The sequence below is a fragment of the Arenibacter hampyeongensis genome (assembly GCF_002909255.1).
Classification (GTDB): domain Bacteria; phylum Bacteroidota; class Bacteroidia; order Flavobacteriales; family Flavobacteriaceae; genus Arenibacter; species Arenibacter hampyeongensis.
In genome coordinates, this window is sequence record NZ_PIOB01000006.1 from 221,211 (window position 1) to 240,611 (window position 19,401).

The following is a 19,401-nucleotide window of genomic DNA, read 5'->3' on the forward strand; positions in this document are numbered from 1 at the left end:
GGAACAAACGTTATTACAATGAAAAAAGATATACATCCAGGGAATTATAGATTGGTAGCCTTTAAGGACATGTCCAATGAAGAGGTTTTCCTTACTAAATCCACAGCCGATACCAAAGAAACTTTAGATGTTGATGGAGTTGAATACCCATTGGTAAAATTGGAGATTTCAAGAACTTCACATCCATTTTATACCGGTAAGGCCAAATTTTTGGATACAGCAGGTCGTATCGATAAATTTAAGAGCAAATACGACAAGTTTAAAAAATAATATTTTCTTTACAAAAGAGTTATTAAGTCACGCAGTTGCGTGACTTTTTTTGTTTTAATTTAGTTGTATGAATTATATTCTTTTTGACGGTACGGTAAGAAAGGCCCTCTTGCCTTTCACTTTCACCAGACCCGTTGCAGATATTAGGATCGGAATTTTGACCATAAGGGAGAAATGGGAAAAATACCTTGGCAATACCATCACCACTATTACCGAGGATTATCTTTCCGAAAGATTTCCTATGGTAGAAATGGAAGAGAACATTCTTATTAATGCCTCCTTTTTGCCCAATGCCATATTGGTTGATCTGGTATCAAATTTAAGAACTAATGAAGCTGTATTTTATGGAGAGGAGGTTATAGCCTTTTATTCGGAAGAGACTCAGGAAGCTGTGGATTTTACAAGGTATACCCACATTGAATTTGATGGGCCCGTTTTTCGGATTGAAAATACTTGGGATATTTTTTCAAAAAATGGTGAAGCCCTTCAAGCAGATTTTGATCTACTTACCGAAGGCCGGAAAAGTGCTCCCATTTCCAAGACCAATAGTTTGGTAAACCCCAAAAATATTTTTTTGGAAGAAGGGGCCAGTGTAGAGTTCAGTATACTAAACGCTTCCGAAGGGCCTATATATCTAGGTAAGAATTCTGAGGTTTGGGAAGGTAACCTAATTAGGGGAGGTTTCGCACTGTGTGAAAAGGCGGTCGTAAAAATGGGTGCCAGAATTTATGGACCAACCACAGTTGGTCCATACAGTAAAGTATGTGGTGAAATTAGTAATGCCGTAATTTTCGGATATTCCAGTAAAGGCCATGAAGGCTACCTTGGAAATTCTGTACTTGGGGAATGGTGCAACATAGGTGCAGATTCCAATAATTCCAATTTAAAGAACAATTATGCAAAAGTGCGATTGTGGAATTATGAAACTGAGAAATTTGAGCAGACAGGACTTCAATTCTGTGGCCTAATGATGGGAGACCATAGTAAAACGGCCATAAATACCATGTTCAATACAGGAACGGTGATAGGTGTAAACTGCAATATTTACGTACCTGGTTTTCCAAGGAATTTTATTCCCAGTTTTAGCTGGGGTGGGGCCTCTGGATTTACTACTTATCAGCCTAACAAGGCTTTTGAGGCCGCCAAGGTTATGATGGCACGCAGGGGAGTGGAATTCAATGAAATGGACGCCAAGATCCTTAACCACGTTTTTGAGGAAACCAAGCGGTGGCGTAAAGAATAACCATATCCTTGTAAATGTTCCAAACCATTTGTATCGACTAAATGGATGCCTAATTATTTGGTATATTTGCAGTCATTTTGGATTAAGTGTAATAGAAACTGAATTATATTCAGGGAAAGAAAGATAATAATGAAAAAAAAGGTCGCTTTCTATACATTGGGTTGTAAGCTCAATTTTTCAGAAACTTCAACCATAGCTAGGGATTTGGTGGAGGAAGGCTTTGAACGTGTGGATTTTTCTGAAAATGCGGATATGTATGTTATCAACACTTGTTCCGTTACTGAAAATGCCGATAAACGATTTAAGTCGATCGTGAAACAAGCCCAAAAAAGCAACCCAAATGCCTTTGTTGCTGCCATAGGATGTTATGCACAACTTAAACCCGAAGAACTGGCGGCAGTAGATGGCGTAGATCTTGTTTTGGGAGCAACCGAAAAATTCAAGATTGCAGATTATGTGAACGATCTTTCCAAAAACGATTTTGGACAAGTACATTCATGTGAAATAGAAGAGGCCGACTTTTATGTAGGAAGTTATGCCATTGGGGATCGCACCAGGGCCTTTTTAAAAGTCCAGGATGGTTGTGATTACAAATGTACCTATTGTACAATTCCTTTGGCCAGGGGAATTTCCAGAAGCGATACCCTACAGAATGTCTTGAATAACGCGGCGGAAATCTCGGCAAAGGGCATTAAGGAAATTGTGCTTACCGGAGTTAATATTGGGGATTATGGGAAAGGCGAATTTGGCAATAAAAAACATGAGCATACTTTTTTAGACTTGGTTAAGGCACTGGATGGAGTGGAAGGAATACACAGATTACGGATTTCATCCATAGAACCAAATTTATTAAAAAATGAAACCATTGATTTTGTTGCACAGAGCAATTCTTTTGTGCCTCATTTTCATATTCCACTTCAGAGCGGCAGTGATGCCATTCTAAAATTAATGAGCAGAAGATATTTGACCCAATTGTATATTGATAGGGTTAAAAGAATTAAAATGGTTATGCCACACGCTTGCATAGGCGTGGATGTAATTGTGGGATTCCCTGGAGAAACGGAGGAACATTTTTTGCAGACCTATAATTTTTTAAATGAACTGGATATTTCCTATTTACACGTATTTACCTATTCTGAAAGGGATAATACCAAAGCGGTGGAATTAAATGGGGTGGTTCCCAAAAAAGTTAGAAATAAGAGAAGTAAGATGCTGAGAGGTCTTTCAGTGAAAAAAAGAAGGGCTTTTTACGAGGGACAGCTTGGGTCTAAAAGAACTGTATTGTACGAAGCCGACAACAAGGAAGGTTATATACATGGCTTTACTGAAAATTACGTAAAGGTAAAAGTGCCTTGGGATCCAAGCTTGGTAAATACTTTGCACGAAGTGAATCTTACAGAAATTGATGATGACGGAATGGTGAGATGTGTAGAAGTGGGTAGTATGGCATCGATCTAGCTCACCAATAAACGATGTGTACAGTGTTTTATAATCTATAAAAAAACCTCTCAAAATTGAGAGGTTTTTTATTGAAGTTTATATTCTTATCCCAACGGGAAGCATCTCTTTATATTGTCGATTTTTCCTCAAGAAACCTGCTATTTGAGGGCTAGTAGGCACGACTCTTAAATTTTGTTCTTGGATATGGCTCAAAACACTTTTAATGAAATCTTCTTTAAAACCTTCCGTAGTTATTTCCTCAGGAATAACAAGTTTGGTTAAAAAAACTTTACGCTCTTGAGAAGAATACTCAATTTTAGCCAAGTGGCCGTCAACCCTGGCTTCAAATTGTCTCAAGAAACCATTGTCCTTAATTTCTACTTCATTCATATAGTTTGATTTTAATAATGACTAATTTTGGATCATAACGTTCTCAAATTACAATCTAGGCTTATAAATTAAGTAAATACAAAGTGGGGACAAAAAAGCCAAGAAAACAAAGTTAGAGAAAAAAAAGGAATTATCCTATTAATATAGTATGCTGAAAAACCAAATGGTCCAAAATAAAATACACGTTTATTTCATGCCTGGCATGGCGGCCAATCCTTCCATTTTTGATAATATAGAATTGCCATCCAAGATCTTTGAAAAGCATTGTTTGGACTGGGTAATTCCGGACAAGGATATAACCTTGGAAGATTACGCTTTAAAAATGTGCAGTTATATAAAACATGATAACGCTATCCTAATAGGGGTGTCCTTTGGTGGAATTCTAGTTCAGGAAATGGCAAAACACATTAAAGTTGGAAAAGTAATTATTATTTCGAGTGTTAAAAGTAAATCGGAACTACCGAAAAGAATGATTTTTGCCAAATACACAAAAGTTCATAAGTTATTGCCTACAGGCTTGGTAAATAATATGGAATTATTGGCAAAATATGCCTTTGGCGAAACGGTACCCAAGCGATTGGCCCTATATGAGCAATATTTGTCTATCCGTGATAAATATTACCTAGATTGGTCCATAGATTCCATCGTGAATTGGAAACAATCCCAGCACCAAGAAAATATCGTGCATATCCATGGTGAAAAGGATCCAGTCTTCCCTATAGGTCATATCAAAGATTGTATTAGGGTTAAAAATGGGACTCATACGATGATAATTCACCGATCAAAATGGTTTAATGAGCACTTACCAACAATTATTTTGCAATAAGGCAGTTCTATTTAATATCTTTGAATTGGAAATGGGTACCAAGAATGGAATACCAAATTGGCGGAACGGCCAAGCCCAAGGTAGAGTGACATATAAGTATATTTAAAAATATAAAAATTAAACATATGAAAATTATAAAGAACATTTTAATGATTTTGGGAGTTTTTTTCGTGGGAAGCACCTTAATATTTGCTGTACAAAATCAGTATAAGGAAACCGCCATGGTAGTGGAGAATTCCGAGCCTGAAACAAATGATGGCGGGGATGTGGGCTATCGTATCACGGCAATTGAGATTCCTGAAGATTTAAATTTCGCCGGTGAAGCGGTACCTTTTGATGATCCAGAGATTATGGAACGAGTGGATCGCGAGTTTTTGGTAAATACATATTGGCAGTCCAATGCCCTTTTGTTAATGAAGAGAGCCAATAAGTTTTTCCCCATAATTGAACCTATCCTAGCAAAAAATGGTATACCGGACGATTTTAAATATTTAGCCTTGGCAGAAAGTGGGCTTCAAAATGTTGTTTCGCCTGCAGGGGCAACCGGTTTTTGGCAAATAATGAGCGCCACTGGCAAAGAGTATGGTTTGGAGATTAACGGCAATGTGGATGAAAGGTATCATGTTGAAAAATCTACAGAAGTAGCCTGTAGGTATTTAAACAAATCAAAAGAAAAATTTGGTAGCTGGACCTTAGCTGCAGCCGCCTACAATGCTGGGGCTGGTGGAATCCAAAAGTATATGGGCATACAAAAAGCGGACGGCTATTACGACCTTCTTTTAGGTGAAGAAACAGGTCGCTATGTATTTAGAATTTTGGCGATCAAGGAGATACTTTCCAATCCTGAGAAATACGGATTTCATATTGAAAAAGAGGATATGTATACGGCTGTTCCTACTTTTAACGTAGAAATTAATGAACCTGTGAGTAATTTCGCCGACTTCGCTAATTTATATGAGATAAACTACAAGATTTTAAAGAGGCATAACCCATGGTTAAGGGAGCCACATTTAAATAATTCTTCCAAGAAGAAATATACTATTGAAATCCCAAATAAAGGTTACTATAAGATTTCCAAATAAATGATTTCTTTCCTAAAAGAGAATCTTTGGTCATTGCTTTTAGGAATTAATTATTTATTGGCCATAAGTCTTTCGGTCATAATCGTTCTAAAAAATAGAAATCCGGTTAAGACCCTGTCCTACATTTTTGTTTTGGCAACATTACCCTTTATAGGCCTGTTGGTCTATTATTTTTTTGGTCAGGACTATAGAAAGGACAAGATTTTTCAGAAGAAGTACGTCCGGGATAACAACCGATTAAGTCAATGGCGAAATAAATTTGGCCTGAACACGGAAGAAAGGGAGGATTTAAGGGAAGTTTTCGGGGAAGGCATTTATAAGATCTATCGATTAATGCGTAACAACGAAAATGCCGTTCTTACGTTTAATAACGAGGTTGACATCCTTATAAATGGTGAAGCGAAGTTTAAAGCGCTCCGAGAGGACCTGAAGCATGCCAAGCACCATATTCACTTGGAGTATTTTGTACTTTTTGACAATGGACTGGGTTCTGAAATTATAGATATACTTTGCAAAAAAGCAGAAGAAGGACTATTGGTCCGATTAATCTATGATGATGTAGGTAGTGACATATCAAATGCCAATAAGAAGAAACTTACGGCCAGCGGGGTGAAGCATTTTGCTTTTATGCCCGTTTTATTCTCAAATTCCACCAGTAAATTAAATTATAGAGATCACAGGAAGATTGTCGTAATCGATGGTGATATTGGTTATGTGGGTGGAATAAATCTGGACCAGAAATACGACAATTCTTTTGATAATGACAGATATTGGAGAGATACCCATATGCGCATTTCCGGTGGAGCAGTGGGTGCCCTGCAGTCAGCTTTTCTTTTAAGCTGGAATTTTGTGGCCAAGGAAAATATGGAAATTGAAGCAATCCTACTTCCCAAACAAAAGGCCGTTTCGCAAAAGCCAGTGGCGGTACAAATTGCTGCGAGTGGTCCGGATAGTGATTGGGCAAATATTATGGAAGTCATGTTCTGCGCCATTAATTCAGCAAGAAAAAGCATATTGATCACAACACCTTACTTTATGCCAAATAGTGCTATAATGACGGCTTTGACAACGGCCGCAAGAAGTGGGGTGGAGGTGAATATTATTTTGCCCTATGAATCGGATTCATGGCCAGCCCAATATGCAACCGATTCCTATATTGAAGAATGTCTAAATTCCGGGATTGTAATCAATAGATACAGAAAAGGTTTTGTACATGCCAAGACCCTCGTGATTGATGATATGTTTACGAGTATTGGGACAGCTAATATGGACTATAGAAGTTTTTCCATGAATTTTGAGATAAATGCCCTAGTGTATAACAAGGATATTAACCAACAAATGCGAAAGCAATTCACCATTGACCTTCAGGACTGCAATGTAGTCACCATGGAGCGATGGAAAGACAGAAATATAAACAGAAGGTTAAAGGAATCCTTTAGTAGGCTATTGGCCCCTCTATTATAAATTATACGTATTCCCAATGGCGAAGTTCTGAACTTCTAGATTGTTATATCAACAAGACGTATAGGCAATATTAGTATTTTGCGAAGGCTTTATTTAAAAATCATGGGCGGACCTTAGATTTTTTTCATCTGCTGTTGCATCATCTTAATTTGTTCTGCCAGCATATTTTGTTTGTCCAATTTCTTGGCTTCGTTCAATAGCATGGTAGCCTCCCTTTTTCTTCGTTTTTGCATGGCAATACCAGCAAGGCTTAATTTGGCCATCGCCACATCATAATCCATGTTAAGGCCGAATTTTAATGCTTTTTTAAAATATTTTTCAGCTTGGGTAAGATTGGTCTGTGAAAAAATAATACCGTTCAGGTAATTATAGTAACCATTTTGCTTTTGGGTAAGGGCGGCATCCGGGTTTTTTATTTTATCGAGCCATTTTTTGGTTCCCTCCAAATCTTGCTTCCGCATTCTTAAGAATGCCAATAAAATAATTTCATTCCTAAAATATAGAAATATAAAAATAGAGGAAAGGAATATCAAGGAAATCCCATTTCCTATATTGCCTTCTATAAATTGATATACTGCATAGGCGATAATCAGTGCAGCTATGACTATTTTTAAATTTTTATTGAACATATTACTTATTAATTAATTCGTACGTAATTTTAGATTTTATAGTGGTCGGAATCTCTTCTTCCCCCATTTGCGTCATTGTGGACATCCCGGTGGTTAAACTTTCAACCAACATATTAATAATAAAACCAGAATTAGTGTCGGCCGTTACAGTTGAGGTTTGAGACCCGCTAAGTTTCATACTGGTATTGGCATCCTTTATATCCATCAATACCTTGGCCTTACCACTAATTTTAGCCTTGTTGTCCACAATACTTTTCAGGGTCCATGTATTGGTGGTCTTTAATTTACCATCATATGCGTTCTCCCATTTGTCATTTATATTGACTTTATTATCTGGATAAATAAAAGTTAATTGCTTGTAACTATTGGATAAAGCTTCGGATCCGAACTCACTTTCCAATGATTTTTGCATCATATTGATCGAGAACTCATCTTCCAAACCCGAGGCCCTTGCCATTTTAGCAACCAGACTGTCGCCCCCTTGAACTTTTAATATATCACCATTCTTGGCCAAAACCATTTTCACTGGATTGTTCAATATGGTATTGAAAATTTTGGACTGCATGTCTTCTTCCTTCACCTCTTTTGCCCTCACATTCATTAATTCTCCTTGGATACTGGAGCTCATTTTAAGGTTTAAATCCTTAAATGTTAATGCTACTTCATAGCCATTGTTGATCTCTCCAAGCACTTTAAATTCTAAAATTCCATCAATATGATTGGTTATTTCATGTGTAGCGCCATCCAATTCCTGTATAATTATTTGCTCGGCATCCTGTTTGATATTAAAAACATCGCCCTTTTTTAAGTTGTATTGCAATGTGGTTTGTCCAAATACACCCGTATTGCAAAGGATGCAAACCATTAAAAATAAAAAGCGCTTCATGTTATAGTATCATTCTGGTTAAGCCGATGCAAAAGTAATAAAATCCTGTGGGCCTTAGGGTGGGCAATCCTAAAAAAATATTTTTTTAATTTGATTTGCCAATGAAAAAACTCTTTGTATATTTGCAGCCGGATTTTGCTGTCTATGAAGCAAGATTTTAAACATTGTCAACACAAATTTAAGCATACTATAAAAAATAGGCTACGATGAGCAAAAGAACATTTCAACCATCAAAAAGGAAGAGAAAAAACAAACATGGTTTTAGAGAACGTATGGCTACTGCCAATGGTAGAAAAGTTCTAGCTAGAAGAAGAGCAAAGGGAAGAAAGAAATTATCTGTATCCTCGGAGCTGAAGCACAAAAAATAATGATAGAATTGTTTTTTTAAAATAACAAGGTGTTACTTTTTCCGAAGTAGCACCTTTTTTTTGTCCAATTCCCATTTTTTCATATTTATAAATAATTTTTAAAATGCCCAAAAGAAAAGATTTAAATTCTATTTTAATTATTGGTTCCGGCCCTATAGTTATTGGTCAAGCTTGTGAGTTCGATTATTCAGGTACACAGGCATTAAGGTCATTAAGAGAAGACGGCATAGAAACCATACTCATCAACAGTAATCCCGCTACGATCATGACCGACCCAACTATGGCGGATCATGTATATCTAAAACCTTTGACTACAAAATCCATAAGGGAGATTTTGGAAAAACATCCCAATATAGATGCGGTTTTACCTACAATGGGTGGTCAAACAGCATTAAATCTTTGTATAGAAGCGGATACTAAAGGAATATGGGAAGATTTCGGAGTAAAAATTATAGGCGTGGATATTGATGCTATCAATATAACCGAAGACCGGGAGAAATTCCGCGAGTTGATGCTTAAAATTGGTATTGGTATGGCGCCCCAAGCTACTGCCACCTCATTTCTTAAAGGAAAGGAAATTGCCCAGGAATTTGGATTCCCATTGGTTATACGGGCTTCTTATACCCTTGGTGGGGCGGGAGCGTCTATAGTCTATAAAGCAGAGGATTTTGATGAACTTTTAAGTCTTGGACTGGAAGTGTCCCCAATTCACGAGGTTATGATAGATAAGGCCTTAATGGGCTGGAAGGAGTACGAATTGGAATTGTTAAGGGACAAGAATGACAATGTGGTCATTATTTGTGCCATTGAGAATATGGATCCCATGGGTATCCATACCGGCGATTCTATAACTGTTGCCCCAGCAATGACCCTATCTGATAGGACCTATCAAAAAATGCGTGATATGGCAATTCATATGATGCGCAGTATCGGGGATTTTGCAGGTGGATGTAACGTTCAGTTTGCAGTAAGTCCAGATGATAAGGAAGATATTATTGCCATAGAAATCAATCCAAGGGTCTCCCGATCATCAGCATTGGCTTCCAAAGCTACCGGATATCCTATCGCCAAAATAGCCGCCAAACTTGCTATTGGGTATAATCTAAATGAGCTTAGCAATCAAATTACAAAATCGACTTCGGCCTTATTTGAACCTACCTTGGATTATGTTATCGTAAAAATACCGCGTTGGAATTTTGATAAATTTGAAGGTTCGGACAGGACTTTAGGACTTCAGATGAAGTCGGTAGGGGAGGTAATGGGAATTGGCCGTTCTTTTCAGGAAGCCCTACACAAAGCCACCCAGTCCTTGGAAATCAAGAGAAACGGACTTGGAGCCGACGGTAAAGGGTACACTAATTATGATGAAATCATTAGCAAACTTACCATCCCAAGTTGGGACAGAGTATTTGTAATCTATGATGCCATCCAACTAGGTATTCCCTTAAGCAGAATCCATGAGATTACCAAAATTGATATGTGGTTCTTGAAGCAATACGAAGAGTTGTATCAATTGGAAAAGGAAATTTCCAACTATAACATTGAAACACTTTCAAAAGATCTTTTATTGGAAGCCAAGCAAAAAGGTTTTGCCGATAGGCAAATAGCCCATATGCTGGATTGCTATGAGAGTGAAGTTTATAACAAACGTGTAGCCCTAAATATTAACAGGGTGTACAAATTGGTAGATACCTGTGCTGCTGAATTTAAGGCCATGACACCTTACTATTACTCTACTTTTGAGGCGGAAATTGAAACTCCGGACGGAAAGAGATATGTGGAAAACGACAGTAAAGTATCGGATAAGAAGAAGATTGTAGTACTTGGATCTGGACCTAACCGTATTGGCCAAGGTATAGAATTTGATTATTGCTGTGTACACGGGGTCTTGGCGGCAGCGGAATGTGGTTATGAGACCATCATGATCAATTGTAATCCAGAAACGGTTTCCACAGATTTCGATATTTCTGACAAACTTTATTTTGAACCCGTATTTTGGGAACATATCTACGATATTATAAGACATGAGAAACCAGAGGGCGTAATTGTTCAACTAGGGGGACAAACGGCGCTTAAGCTGGCAGAAAAGCTGGATAAATACGGAATAAAAATAATCGGAACCAGTTTCAAAGCTTTGGATCTGGCTGAGGACCGAGGAAGTTTTTCAAACTTGTTATTGGAAAACAACATCCCTTTCCCACAGTTTGGTGTGGCCGAAACTGCTGATGAAGCATTGGCACTTTCAGATGAGCTGGACTTTCCTTTATTGGTTAGACCATCATACGTACTGGGTGGACAGGGAATGAAGATTGTGATCAACAAGGAAGAGTTGGAATCACATGTAGTAGATCTTTTAAGAAAAATACCAAACAATAAATTGTTGTTGGATCATTATCTGGATGGCGCTATCGAAGCCGAAGCAGATGCCATTTGTGATGGGGAAGATGTGTACATCATTGGAATCATGGAGCATATAGAACCATGCGGAATCCACTCCGGCGATTCCAACGCCACCTTGCCGCCTTTTAATTTAGGTGAATTCGTAATGCAGCAAATAAAGGACCACACCAAGAAAATTGCCTTGGCACTTAACACGGTAGGGTTGATCAACATTCAATTTGCTATCAAAGATGATATCGTTTATATTATTGAGGCTAATCCCAGGGCTTCCAGAACGGTACCTTTTATTGCGAAAGCCTACAAGGAGCCTTATGTAAATTATGCCACCAAAGTAATGCTGGGCGAGAAAAAAGTGAAAGATTTTACTTTTAACCCTCAACTGGAAGGCTATGCCATAAAACAACCTGTATTTTCCTTTAATAAATTCCCAAATGTAAATAAGAATTTAGGACCGGAAATGAAGAGTACAGGAGAGAGCATTTTGTTTATAGACAGTCTTAAGGACGACGAGTTTTACAATTTGTACTCTAGACGTAAAATGTACTTGAGCAAGTAGATTCAAAAATTATGGTCCTTTGAGAAATTCTTTTCCCATTTAATATAAAAACTCCTTTTTCCATCTGTATTGGAAAAAGGAGTTTTCTTTTTGAGCGATTATGGCAGCTGTGGCCTAGTGCCAACGTTAATAAATTAATTTCAAAAATCTCCAAAGAAAGTCCTGACCTGCATGGCCATTATCCTAATTGAAATGTTTATTCTACAGCAGTTTTTAAAGCTTCTGTTCCTCCTACAATAGGTAAACTTATAGTTGTTGCATCCAAATCCACGGATAATTCGGTACCCGGCTCAGGCCAAAGAGTAAATTCCTTGTCACTAGAGAAGATCATAAGGCCAATTTGTTGGCCTTTAGGTATAATCTGGTCGTCTGGCATTAGTTCAAAGCTTAGGTCGTAAAATTGCCCCGGTACCAATGGTTCACTATGGGTAAGGGAACTATGGTTTTGGGGGTCTGCCCAACCACGGGTTATAATGTTATCTGTTATTTTGGCATTGTGACTATCGTTCCATGGCAAGGAAACCAGCCATACCGATAAATTGGCGGCAGCTTTGTTACTGGAAACGGAAATACTTATTTTAGGAGTTCCGGAAATATGGACATCATTGGATAGGGCAGGCGTAACATATACCAAACGATGGTTTGTGTTTTCGGCTTGAGCTAGGGTAGCTCCCGAAAATGAAAAGTTATCCACTAAGGTTTCCACACCTTGGCCTGCTTTTTTTTCTGTACTTAACACACCTTTCTCAGGGGCTCCTTTTTCTAGGTATAAAGTTACTGGAGAAGCTTCAGGGTTTGGATAATCCTTATAAGGTGTCGGATTTTTTTTATCGTCGTTTTCTCGTACGATCCAGGCCTTGGCATCTTCTTCAACTCCATTTTCAATATCGTGCAGATATCGGGTAAACCATTTGTTCATCATTTTTAAAGGTGGTTCCCCTCCATGACCATTTTGGTGGTAATATATTTGAGTAGGTAGACCTATGGCTTTGGCTTCTTTGTATATTCTATAGCTATGCTCCGGCATTACGTTCCAATCGTTAAATCCGTGCGCCATTAATAAGGCAGCTTTCATGGGGCCCATATCATTTAAATAGTCACGTCCCGCCCAAAATTCGTTGTAATCACCAGTTATCCTATCCATACCATTTTTCATTTCGGTATCCCTAACAACCCTATTACTATAGGGCCGTTTGGTTTCATCACCACTATGTATAAAATCATAGAGTACATCTATATCTTCACCCAAATAACCTCCTGGGGAACGTACAAGGCCATTGGATCTATAGTAGTGATAATAGGAGGTATTTGGAGCAATTGGAATAATAGCCTCCAAACCTTTAACTCCAGTGGTTGCGGCAGCCAGAGGTATAGTTCCATTATAAGAAGTCCCTGTCATACCCACTTTTCCGGTAGACCAATAAGCCTTAACCTTCTCCATACCATAAGGTTCAGTGTAGCCTTTTGCACGGCCACATAACCAATCTATAACTGCCTTTGGGGCCAAGGATTCATTGTCTCCACCTACAGTTGGAGAACCTTGGGACAGTCCTGTTCCAGGGGAAGAGGAATGCACTACTATATACCCACGTGGTACCCATGTTTGGATATGGGAATTGGAAATGACGGGCCTTTTTCCAGTCCGCACTACCTCGGTGTGTAGACGCTCCCCGGCACTAGCTCCGAGTTCATGCCTTACATTCCAAAAGCTACCTTGTAAGTTAGGGGCAACGCCCGCAAAATAGGGACTACTTATGTAAATTACAGGTAATTTAAGCCCTTCGGTTTCGGTTTGATCAGGCCTGGTTACCGAAACATGCATTCTATCCTTTTTGCCATCCCCGTCGGTATCAAATTCAGTTTCAACCCATAGGTCATGTGTTATCCATTTGGTTTCGTCACTAAAACCGGGTATGACCTGAGCCTCACCATTGTCAAAGATTGGAACGGATTTTTTTTCCAATAAAGTTTCACTTTTCTGGGAGCTTAGCAGGGAAACAAATCCAAATAAAAATGTAATACAAAATATGATTTTGATTCTTTTCATAATCGATTATAATTTAATATATAGAATTTTAATTTATATAAAATGAGGAATATTTAACCTTGTTTATAAACCAATTTAATCTTCTCTACAATAAATTCTTATTGGCAAACATTAAATGGGCAAGTATAATCCCCATAGAGAATAATAGGTTTCCGTATTGGGAACTTCGAACCAAAGTATTTGATAATTTTATTGGAAAGGAGTTTCGAACCCACCTACACACTCGAAATAAGCAAAAATTATATTGGGCGAATATAACCAAAAATGGTTGGACAAGGTTTCCAATAAGTTAGCCAATATGTATCCTTATTATTTGATTTCATTTAAGCATAGGCAACAAACCATTATGTAAGGTAGGATTTAATTAATCTTCTATATTTATTCCCTTCTTGAATCACCATGGCGATTATGGGATAAATATTATTTTCGACACTTAGGTAATTCAAAAAAAATCAAAAGCATAAAGGATAGTTGAATTATTTCAACTTTTGTAATAGTTTCCCAATAATTCTTAAAAATGATCTTTGGTAATTTTCCTTTAGACCTTCTTTTTTATCATATTTAGTGAAAACCATCCCAGCACAATTATGATAAGGGTTATGATACCCCATAACCATAACTTGTTTTTAAATAGAAGTTCTTTTTCTGAAAATGGTGTTTTCTTTAATCTTTGTTCATTCCCAATTTTTAATGGAGTAAGGGTTTCGGGGATATTCTCGGAAAACTTGGCTATGTCATAGTCGGCAAATGAACCACGATTATTTCCATATGTAAGATAATAGGTTGCCTCCTTGGTAAACCGTGCAACCAACTCGTGTAGAAAGCCCTTTATTTTAATATTCCCATAAGTTAACGGCTGATTATCCCCATTGTAAACAGTGATTTTCACTTTCTGCACTGTCGTACTTTGGAAATCAAAATCACTCTCTTCCAATGAACTCAATGTACCGGATAGTAAAGTGTTGTAGTTATATTTCCAACCCTGTTCGGTTTTGATACTATCTGTTATTTGGGAAATGGTAATGGGTCTATAATAATCATATAGTTCCTGAGTACGAAGGGAAATTGAACTAACCGCTACTGGATTCCCTAGATCAATTATTATTTCTGAAGTTCTTTCTGTTTTATTTTCGTCAATGGTTATTGTTTTAAAAGGATAGTTTTTATAATTCCCTTCTATTATTTCATCATTGGAAATTTTGGCAGTTATTAAATTGGGTTCCTTATCAGTTTTAACTAGTAACCGATAGTAGTGGTATTTGGAATTTGGGAAAGAAATGGTCGTGAATTGATAATCTGTCAATCCATTTTGAATGGATAAAATACGGTAATCATCTACTATTGTAAACCATTCCAGTTGTTCCTGGCTAGCTTGCAAAGCTACTTTCCAATCAAAATTTTTCTGCTTAAACTCTAGTTTTATATGGTTAATGGCCATCTCGGAAGGAACTTCAAAAGTGTAATAATAACCATTGTTGTTATGTGAGGTATTCACAATACTGAAAGTGATCGGCCTACTCTTAATTTTTTCAGATTTGAGACGGAGAAGGTAAGGAACTTCAATAGTATCCTTATTGCTCACTACCCCATATATTCTTATATCGGACAAATTGCTTGAAACCTTTCCAAAAATTGAATCTGGCAGTGGTATATTATGCCACTGGTCATTTACTCCTTCTAATGCTCTCTTGTATTCATATTGGTCCATCTGACCGTAAGAAAGGGAACAGACCATTAGGATTATACCGCTAATAAATTTACTCCTCCGTTTCATTGGATATAATATGTTTGTATTTGTTGTACAAAAAGGAAATAATTAATAATAGAACACCAAGTGAAACAAAAACGATAGTCTTGGCTATTGTATCAAGATGCGATATGTCATATATGAATAGCTTTACCAAGGTAATACCAAACAAGGCAAAGGCCATTATACGCAGATGTTTTTTGGTTTTCCATATTCCCAAAACTATGAGAAGTAGAGCATACAGTCCCCATAAGATGCTCAGCCCCAATTTATAGGACTGTGTAAATTCGAATATATCCATCCAATTGATCAATTCACTGCTAGAAATCCATAGCATTGAAATATATAATAATAGATCAAAGCCAATGTTAAAACGCAACTTTAAAAATTCTTGTTTGCGGTAATAATAAGTGGCGAGCAATGTAATTCCAACAAAAACATAGGAGACGTATCTCATAATAATATTCCAAACACCGATCTGATAATATTCGTTCGTATTACGGACCAAATAACTTTCCCGGAGCTCACTTAGTTCATAAAGGCCGACAAATAAAAAGAAAGCAATAACAATACTATTTACAACTATATTAATTATACCTAATTGACGACTTTTTATCTTTTTAATGTTGATAAAAGAAAGTACCGAGACAAATAACAAGGTATAGTTAATGGTCCATATATCGCTCAACTTTCTAAAATCGTAATTCCAAAGATAGTTGGGGTATTCTTGGCCCTCCGGCGAAATAACAAGGGCCGAATCCAAGTATAATTGGTTCCAATAGGTAGTTATCTCTATCCTGAATGCAAAATATATTATTAGCACCAATATGATGGGAATTGCCTTCGAGATTAAAGCTAGGTATGTGTTCCTGGGTTTAATAGTCGAGCTATGCATTTGTTTTAAATCTACCCAATACATGAAGCCAAAAGAAGCGATTAACATAAATGAGGTTAGAAAATTAATATTGAGCAAGGGAGTTATCCTGGTTCCACTAATTTCCGGAACATACTGGCCATAAACCCACGACCAGTCCTCAAAAATGCTAAACACGGCCAATATCATCAGTGGAAATGATAGTTTTTCATAAATAGGCACATTTTTGGATCGGCCAATCCAAAATAACAAAGTGGCCTCTCCCGCCCACAACAGCGTTACCCAATTTCCATTTAGTTGAACAGGAACGGCAATAGTTATAAAAAGCAGGACCAAACCAATAATAAAATAAAACAAATTTACGTCAGCCAATTTTTTACGATAGATTACAATACCTACCACAAAATGTATAATAGCGTTCCCTAAAGTAAATAACCCCAGGAGTTGTTTAGCTGTTTCATGATTATTTAGAATGGAATAGCCCAACCCATAAAAAATTATTGAATTCAACAACAGGAGTATTACATCCGTAATTCCAAATTTTTCTTTTTGTAGTAATTTATAGCCAAGAAAGGCTAAATAAAATATAGTAAAAAATAGGCTTAAAAAGGTCAGGGCCAATCCGAAATGGACCTCCATTTTATATTTTGATAGGTACCAAAAAAAGAACATTACCCATGTTAAGCCAAAAGAAGAATAGTAAACTGGTTTCCAGTATTTTTTAAAGGCGATGATCAGTATGCCTATATTGATGATGCCCATATAACTAAAAAGCACCATTACTTCCCCTGAACCTTCGCTCAATAAAAAGGGGATGGCGTATGCGCCTACCAATCCAATAAGGGCAATTACCTGTCTATTGTAATTTATGGCAGCCACCACGGTAAAAACAGTAAAAACAACCATAAGCGCAAAAGCCAATCCCTGAGGAAAAAGGTCATACAGGCTATAGGCTGCAAAAGTTATAAAATATAAAATGGCCATAGCGCCACTAACCAATACTGCGCTATAGTTTTCGTATTTTGGCTTTAACTTTATACCAAATCCCAGGAAGCCAGCTCCTGCCAAGTAGCCTAATATAATTCTTGTAAGCGGACTTATCAGATCGTGTTCTATAGAGTATTTAGCCCCTATAGCTACCCCGATTACAGTAATAATAATCCCAATTTTATTAATAAGATTTTCGCCGATGAATTTTTCAATATCGGACTTTAATTTTGGAGTTTTTTTTATTTCCGGCTGTTCTTTTTGAACATTGGTATTCTTCTGCTGTGAAACTATTGGTGAACTTGGCAACAACTTTTCAGTGGATTCCTTGATCTTCACTGGTGATACTGAAGAAATTTTTTCTGAGAGGCTTGGGTCCTCTTTAGAACCCCTTAAGAGATTGATATCCGCACGCAAGCTATTAATTTCCTTTGAAAACTCGTCTTGTCTACTTAACAATACATCGAGCCTTTTTAAGAGTAGATTGATTTGTTCCTGGGAGTCTGCCATTATATGTTGGTTAGCTTATGGGTAAAAATTATAAAATCCTAGGTTAAACTAATTGGTCCTATGTTAATTTACTGGATTGATGAATACAAACGTTATTTTGACCAATGTATTTTGTCTATGGAGCCAACTATCAATAAAGCCCGCTAATTATCGTTGATTTTAATAGACATACCTTACCTATAAGTAATAAAGGTATTGCTTACCCCTTGGTGGCGTCAACAATTATGGGCCAAATATTATTGGCGATTATTTTTTGTCCTTCGGCTGTAGGATGTATACCATCAGCTTGATTTAGATCAGGATTTCCTGCCACGTCCTCCAAAAGGAATGGTATAAGGCCAATATTATTCTTTTGTGCAAGTTCAGGGAAGATACCTTTAAATTCTGTGGTGTATTCCTGGCCCATGTTGGGAGGAATTTGCATTCCTGCCAATATTATGGTCGTATTTGGATTTTTATGCTGCACCACATCTATAATGTCCTGTAAGTTGGTCCGCGTTTCTTTCAAGGGAATACCACGTAGGCCATCATTGGCACCAAGTTCCAATACAAATACGTCTATATCCGTATTTAAAACCCAACTGATTCTATTTTTGCCACTTGCCGTGGTTTCACCACTTAAGCCGGCATTTACTACCTTGTATGGTAATTGCAAAGAATCAATTTTTACTTGGATCAATGAAGGAAAAGCCTCATTGGGGTCGAGCCCCATGCCAGCGGTAAGGCTGTTACCAAAAAACAAAATAACTTTCTTTTCAGTTTTAGTCTCAACTATGCTTTCAGAACTATTTTTACCTTTTTCAACAGAATCCGGATTCTTGGTTCCCAAATTCCCGCATGAGGTGCAAAAAATGAATAATAAATAAGAAAATCTTAACAAGGTTCGCATAGGATATTGGATTAAAATCAAAATCATTTCTGTATTTTGCCTACTTCGGTAAAACTGTGAAATAGGCATTATATGGCAAAGATATTAAACGTGACCAATTTAGGGAAAATCTATAGTAGTGGTTCTAAAAAACTAACGGTATTGCAGGATATTACCTTTGATGTGGAAGAGAGGGATTCTTTTGCCATTGTAGGGCCTTCCGGCAGTGGAAAAACTACCTTGTTAGGTTTATGTGCAGGTTTGGACCAACCGGATTCAGGTACGGTGACCTTATGCGGTACAGAACTGGGAAGTTTAAATGAGGACGAAAGAGCCATACTGCGAAATAGGCATGTAGGTTTTGTTTTTCAGGATTTCCAATTATTGCCAACGCTCACCGCTCTTGAGAACGTAGCCATTCCATTGGAATTAAGAGGGGACAAAAATGCCATGAAAAATGGAATGGAACTATTGGACAAGGTAGGTTTGCAAAATCGTTTTCATCATTATCCCTCACAACTGTCGGGGGGCGAACAACAGCGTGTTGCTTTGGCCCGGGCATTTTCCAATAATCCATCCATCCTATTTGCCGATGAACCTACTGGTAATTTGGATGCTGAAACAGGGGAGAAGGTAATACAATTACTTTTCCAGCTCAATGCAGATGCTGGAACCACCTTGGTTATTGTAACCCATGATTTGGAATTGGCGGCTAAGACCAAGCACATTTTAAGGTTAAAAGGAGGTAGAATTATTGCCAACCAAAAAACAGCTTCCCTGTGAAAGATCATACCAGCACTACTAAGGCCGGGTT

The 19,401-nt window shown here is 37.4% G+C and carries 16 protein-coding genes; 9 read left to right on the forward strand and 7 right to left on the reverse strand.

Annotated elements, in window-relative coordinates; translation table 11 throughout:
* Nucleotides 1-18 precede the first annotated feature (18 nt).
* From CWD91_RS15875 to mtaB, 3 genes are all read left to right on the forward strand, one after another.
* On the forward strand, nucleotides 19-270 hold the full coding sequence (locus tag CWD91_RS15875) for a type B 50S ribosomal protein L31 (protein ID WP_103441949.1): 252 nt from the start codon (nucleotides 19-21) through the stop codon (nucleotides 268-270).
* 67 nt (nucleotides 271-337) lie between these two features.
* On the forward strand, nucleotides 338-1,513 hold the full coding sequence (locus tag CWD91_RS15880; RefSeq protein WP_103441950.1) for a GlmU family protein: 1,176 nt from the start codon (nucleotides 338-340) through the stop codon (nucleotides 1,511-1,513).
* Nucleotides 1,514-1,642: 129 nt separating this feature from the next.
* Nucleotides 1,643-2,971 (forward strand): tRNA (N(6)-L-threonylcarbamoyladenosine(37)-C(2))-methylthiotransferase MtaB, encoded by a 1,329-nt coding sequence (gene mtaB, locus CWD91_RS15885; protein WP_103441951.1) that lies wholly within the window; start codon nucleotides 1,643-1,645, stop codon nucleotides 2,969-2,971.
* A gap of 78 nt (nucleotides 2,972-3,049) precedes the next feature.
* Here mtaB and CWD91_RS15890 read toward each other — a convergent pair whose 3' ends face one another.
* Complete coding sequence (locus CWD91_RS15890) at nucleotides 3,050-3,343, reverse strand: GNAT family N-acetyltransferase (RefSeq protein ID WP_103441952.1); 294 nt, start codon at nucleotides 3,341-3,343, stop codon at nucleotides 3,050-3,052.
* A gap of 163 nt (nucleotides 3,344-3,506) precedes the next feature.
* Between CWD91_RS15890 and CWD91_RS15895 the strand changes: the two genes are divergently transcribed.
* From CWD91_RS15895 to cls, 3 genes are all read left to right on the forward strand, one after another.
* A complete protein-coding gene (locus tag CWD91_RS15895) occupies nucleotides 3,507-4,169 on the forward strand; it encodes an alpha/beta fold hydrolase (RefSeq protein ID WP_103441993.1) in 663 nt (220 codons plus the stop codon).
* Between the two features lie 125 nt (nucleotides 4,170-4,294).
* Nucleotides 4,295-5,251, forward strand: coding sequence for a lytic transglycosylase domain-containing protein (locus CWD91_RS15900; RefSeq protein WP_103441953.1), 957 nt, complete (start codon nucleotides 4,295-4,297; stop codon nucleotides 5,249-5,251).
* Complete coding sequence (cls, locus tag CWD91_RS15905; protein ID WP_103441954.1) at nucleotides 5,252-6,715, forward strand: cardiolipin synthase; 1,464 nt, start codon at nucleotides 5,252-5,254, stop codon at nucleotides 6,713-6,715. It abuts the gene before it with no gap.
* 113 nt (nucleotides 6,716-6,828) lie between these two features.
* Here cls and CWD91_RS15910 read toward each other — a convergent pair whose 3' ends face one another.
* Nucleotides 6,829-7,344, reverse strand: coding sequence for a hypothetical protein (locus tag CWD91_RS15910; RefSeq protein ID WP_103441955.1), 516 nt, complete (start codon nucleotides 7,342-7,344; stop codon nucleotides 6,829-6,831).
* Between the two features lies 1 nt (nucleotide 7,345).
* Complete coding sequence (locus CWD91_RS15915) at nucleotides 7,346-8,230, reverse strand: DUF6263 family protein (RefSeq protein ID WP_103441956.1); 885 nt, start codon at nucleotides 8,228-8,230, stop codon at nucleotides 7,346-7,348.
* Between the two features lie 206 nt (nucleotides 8,231-8,436).
* Here CWD91_RS15915 and rpmH point away from each other — a divergent pair, with 206 nt between their 5' ends.
* Nucleotides 8,437-8,598, forward strand: a complete 162-nt coding sequence (gene rpmH / locus CWD91_RS15920; RefSeq protein WP_026809253.1) for a 50S ribosomal protein L34 — start codon at nucleotides 8,437-8,439, stop codon at nucleotides 8,596-8,598.
* A gap of 103 nt (nucleotides 8,599-8,701) precedes the next feature.
* Complete coding sequence (gene carB / locus CWD91_RS15925) at nucleotides 8,702-11,554, forward strand: carbamoyl-phosphate synthase large subunit (RefSeq protein ID WP_103441957.1); 2,853 nt, start codon at nucleotides 8,702-8,704, stop codon at nucleotides 11,552-11,554.
* Nucleotides 11,555-11,750: 196 nt separating this feature from the next.
* On the opposite strand, the gene CWD91_RS15930 is transcribed toward carB, so the two are convergent.
* The 4 genes from CWD91_RS15930 to CWD91_RS15950 form a co-directional block, all read right to left on the reverse strand.
* Nucleotides 11,751-13,601: a Xaa-Pro dipeptidyl-peptidase gene (locus CWD91_RS15930; protein ID WP_103441958.1), complete on the reverse strand. Its 1,851-nt coding sequence runs from the start codon at nucleotides 13,599-13,601 to the stop codon at nucleotides 11,751-11,753.
* Between the two features lie 538 nt (nucleotides 13,602-14,139).
* Nucleotides 14,140-15,375 (reverse strand): DUF3999 family protein, encoded by a 1,236-nt coding sequence (locus CWD91_RS15940; RefSeq protein ID WP_103441960.1) that lies wholly within the window; start codon nucleotides 15,373-15,375, stop codon nucleotides 14,140-14,142.
* Nucleotides 15,359-17,719: a DUF2339 domain-containing protein gene (locus CWD91_RS15945; RefSeq protein WP_103441961.1), complete on the reverse strand. Its 2,361-nt coding sequence runs from the start codon at nucleotides 17,717-17,719 to the stop codon at nucleotides 15,359-15,361. Before CWD91_RS15945 ends, CWD91_RS15940 begins: the two co-directional genes overlap by 17 nt.
* Nucleotides 17,720-17,918: 199 nt before the next feature.
* Entirely contained in the window at nucleotides 17,919-18,608 is a 690-nt protein-coding gene (locus tag CWD91_RS15950) for an arylesterase (protein ID WP_103441994.1), read from the reverse strand.
* A 72-nt stretch (nucleotides 18,609-18,680) separates the two neighbouring features.
* On the opposite strand from CWD91_RS15950, the gene CWD91_RS15955 reads away from it, so the two are divergent.
* A complete protein-coding gene (locus tag CWD91_RS15955; protein WP_103441962.1) occupies nucleotides 18,681-19,370 on the forward strand; it encodes an ABC transporter ATP-binding protein in 690 nt (229 codons plus the stop codon).
* Nucleotides 19,371-19,401: the final 31 nt, after the last annotated feature.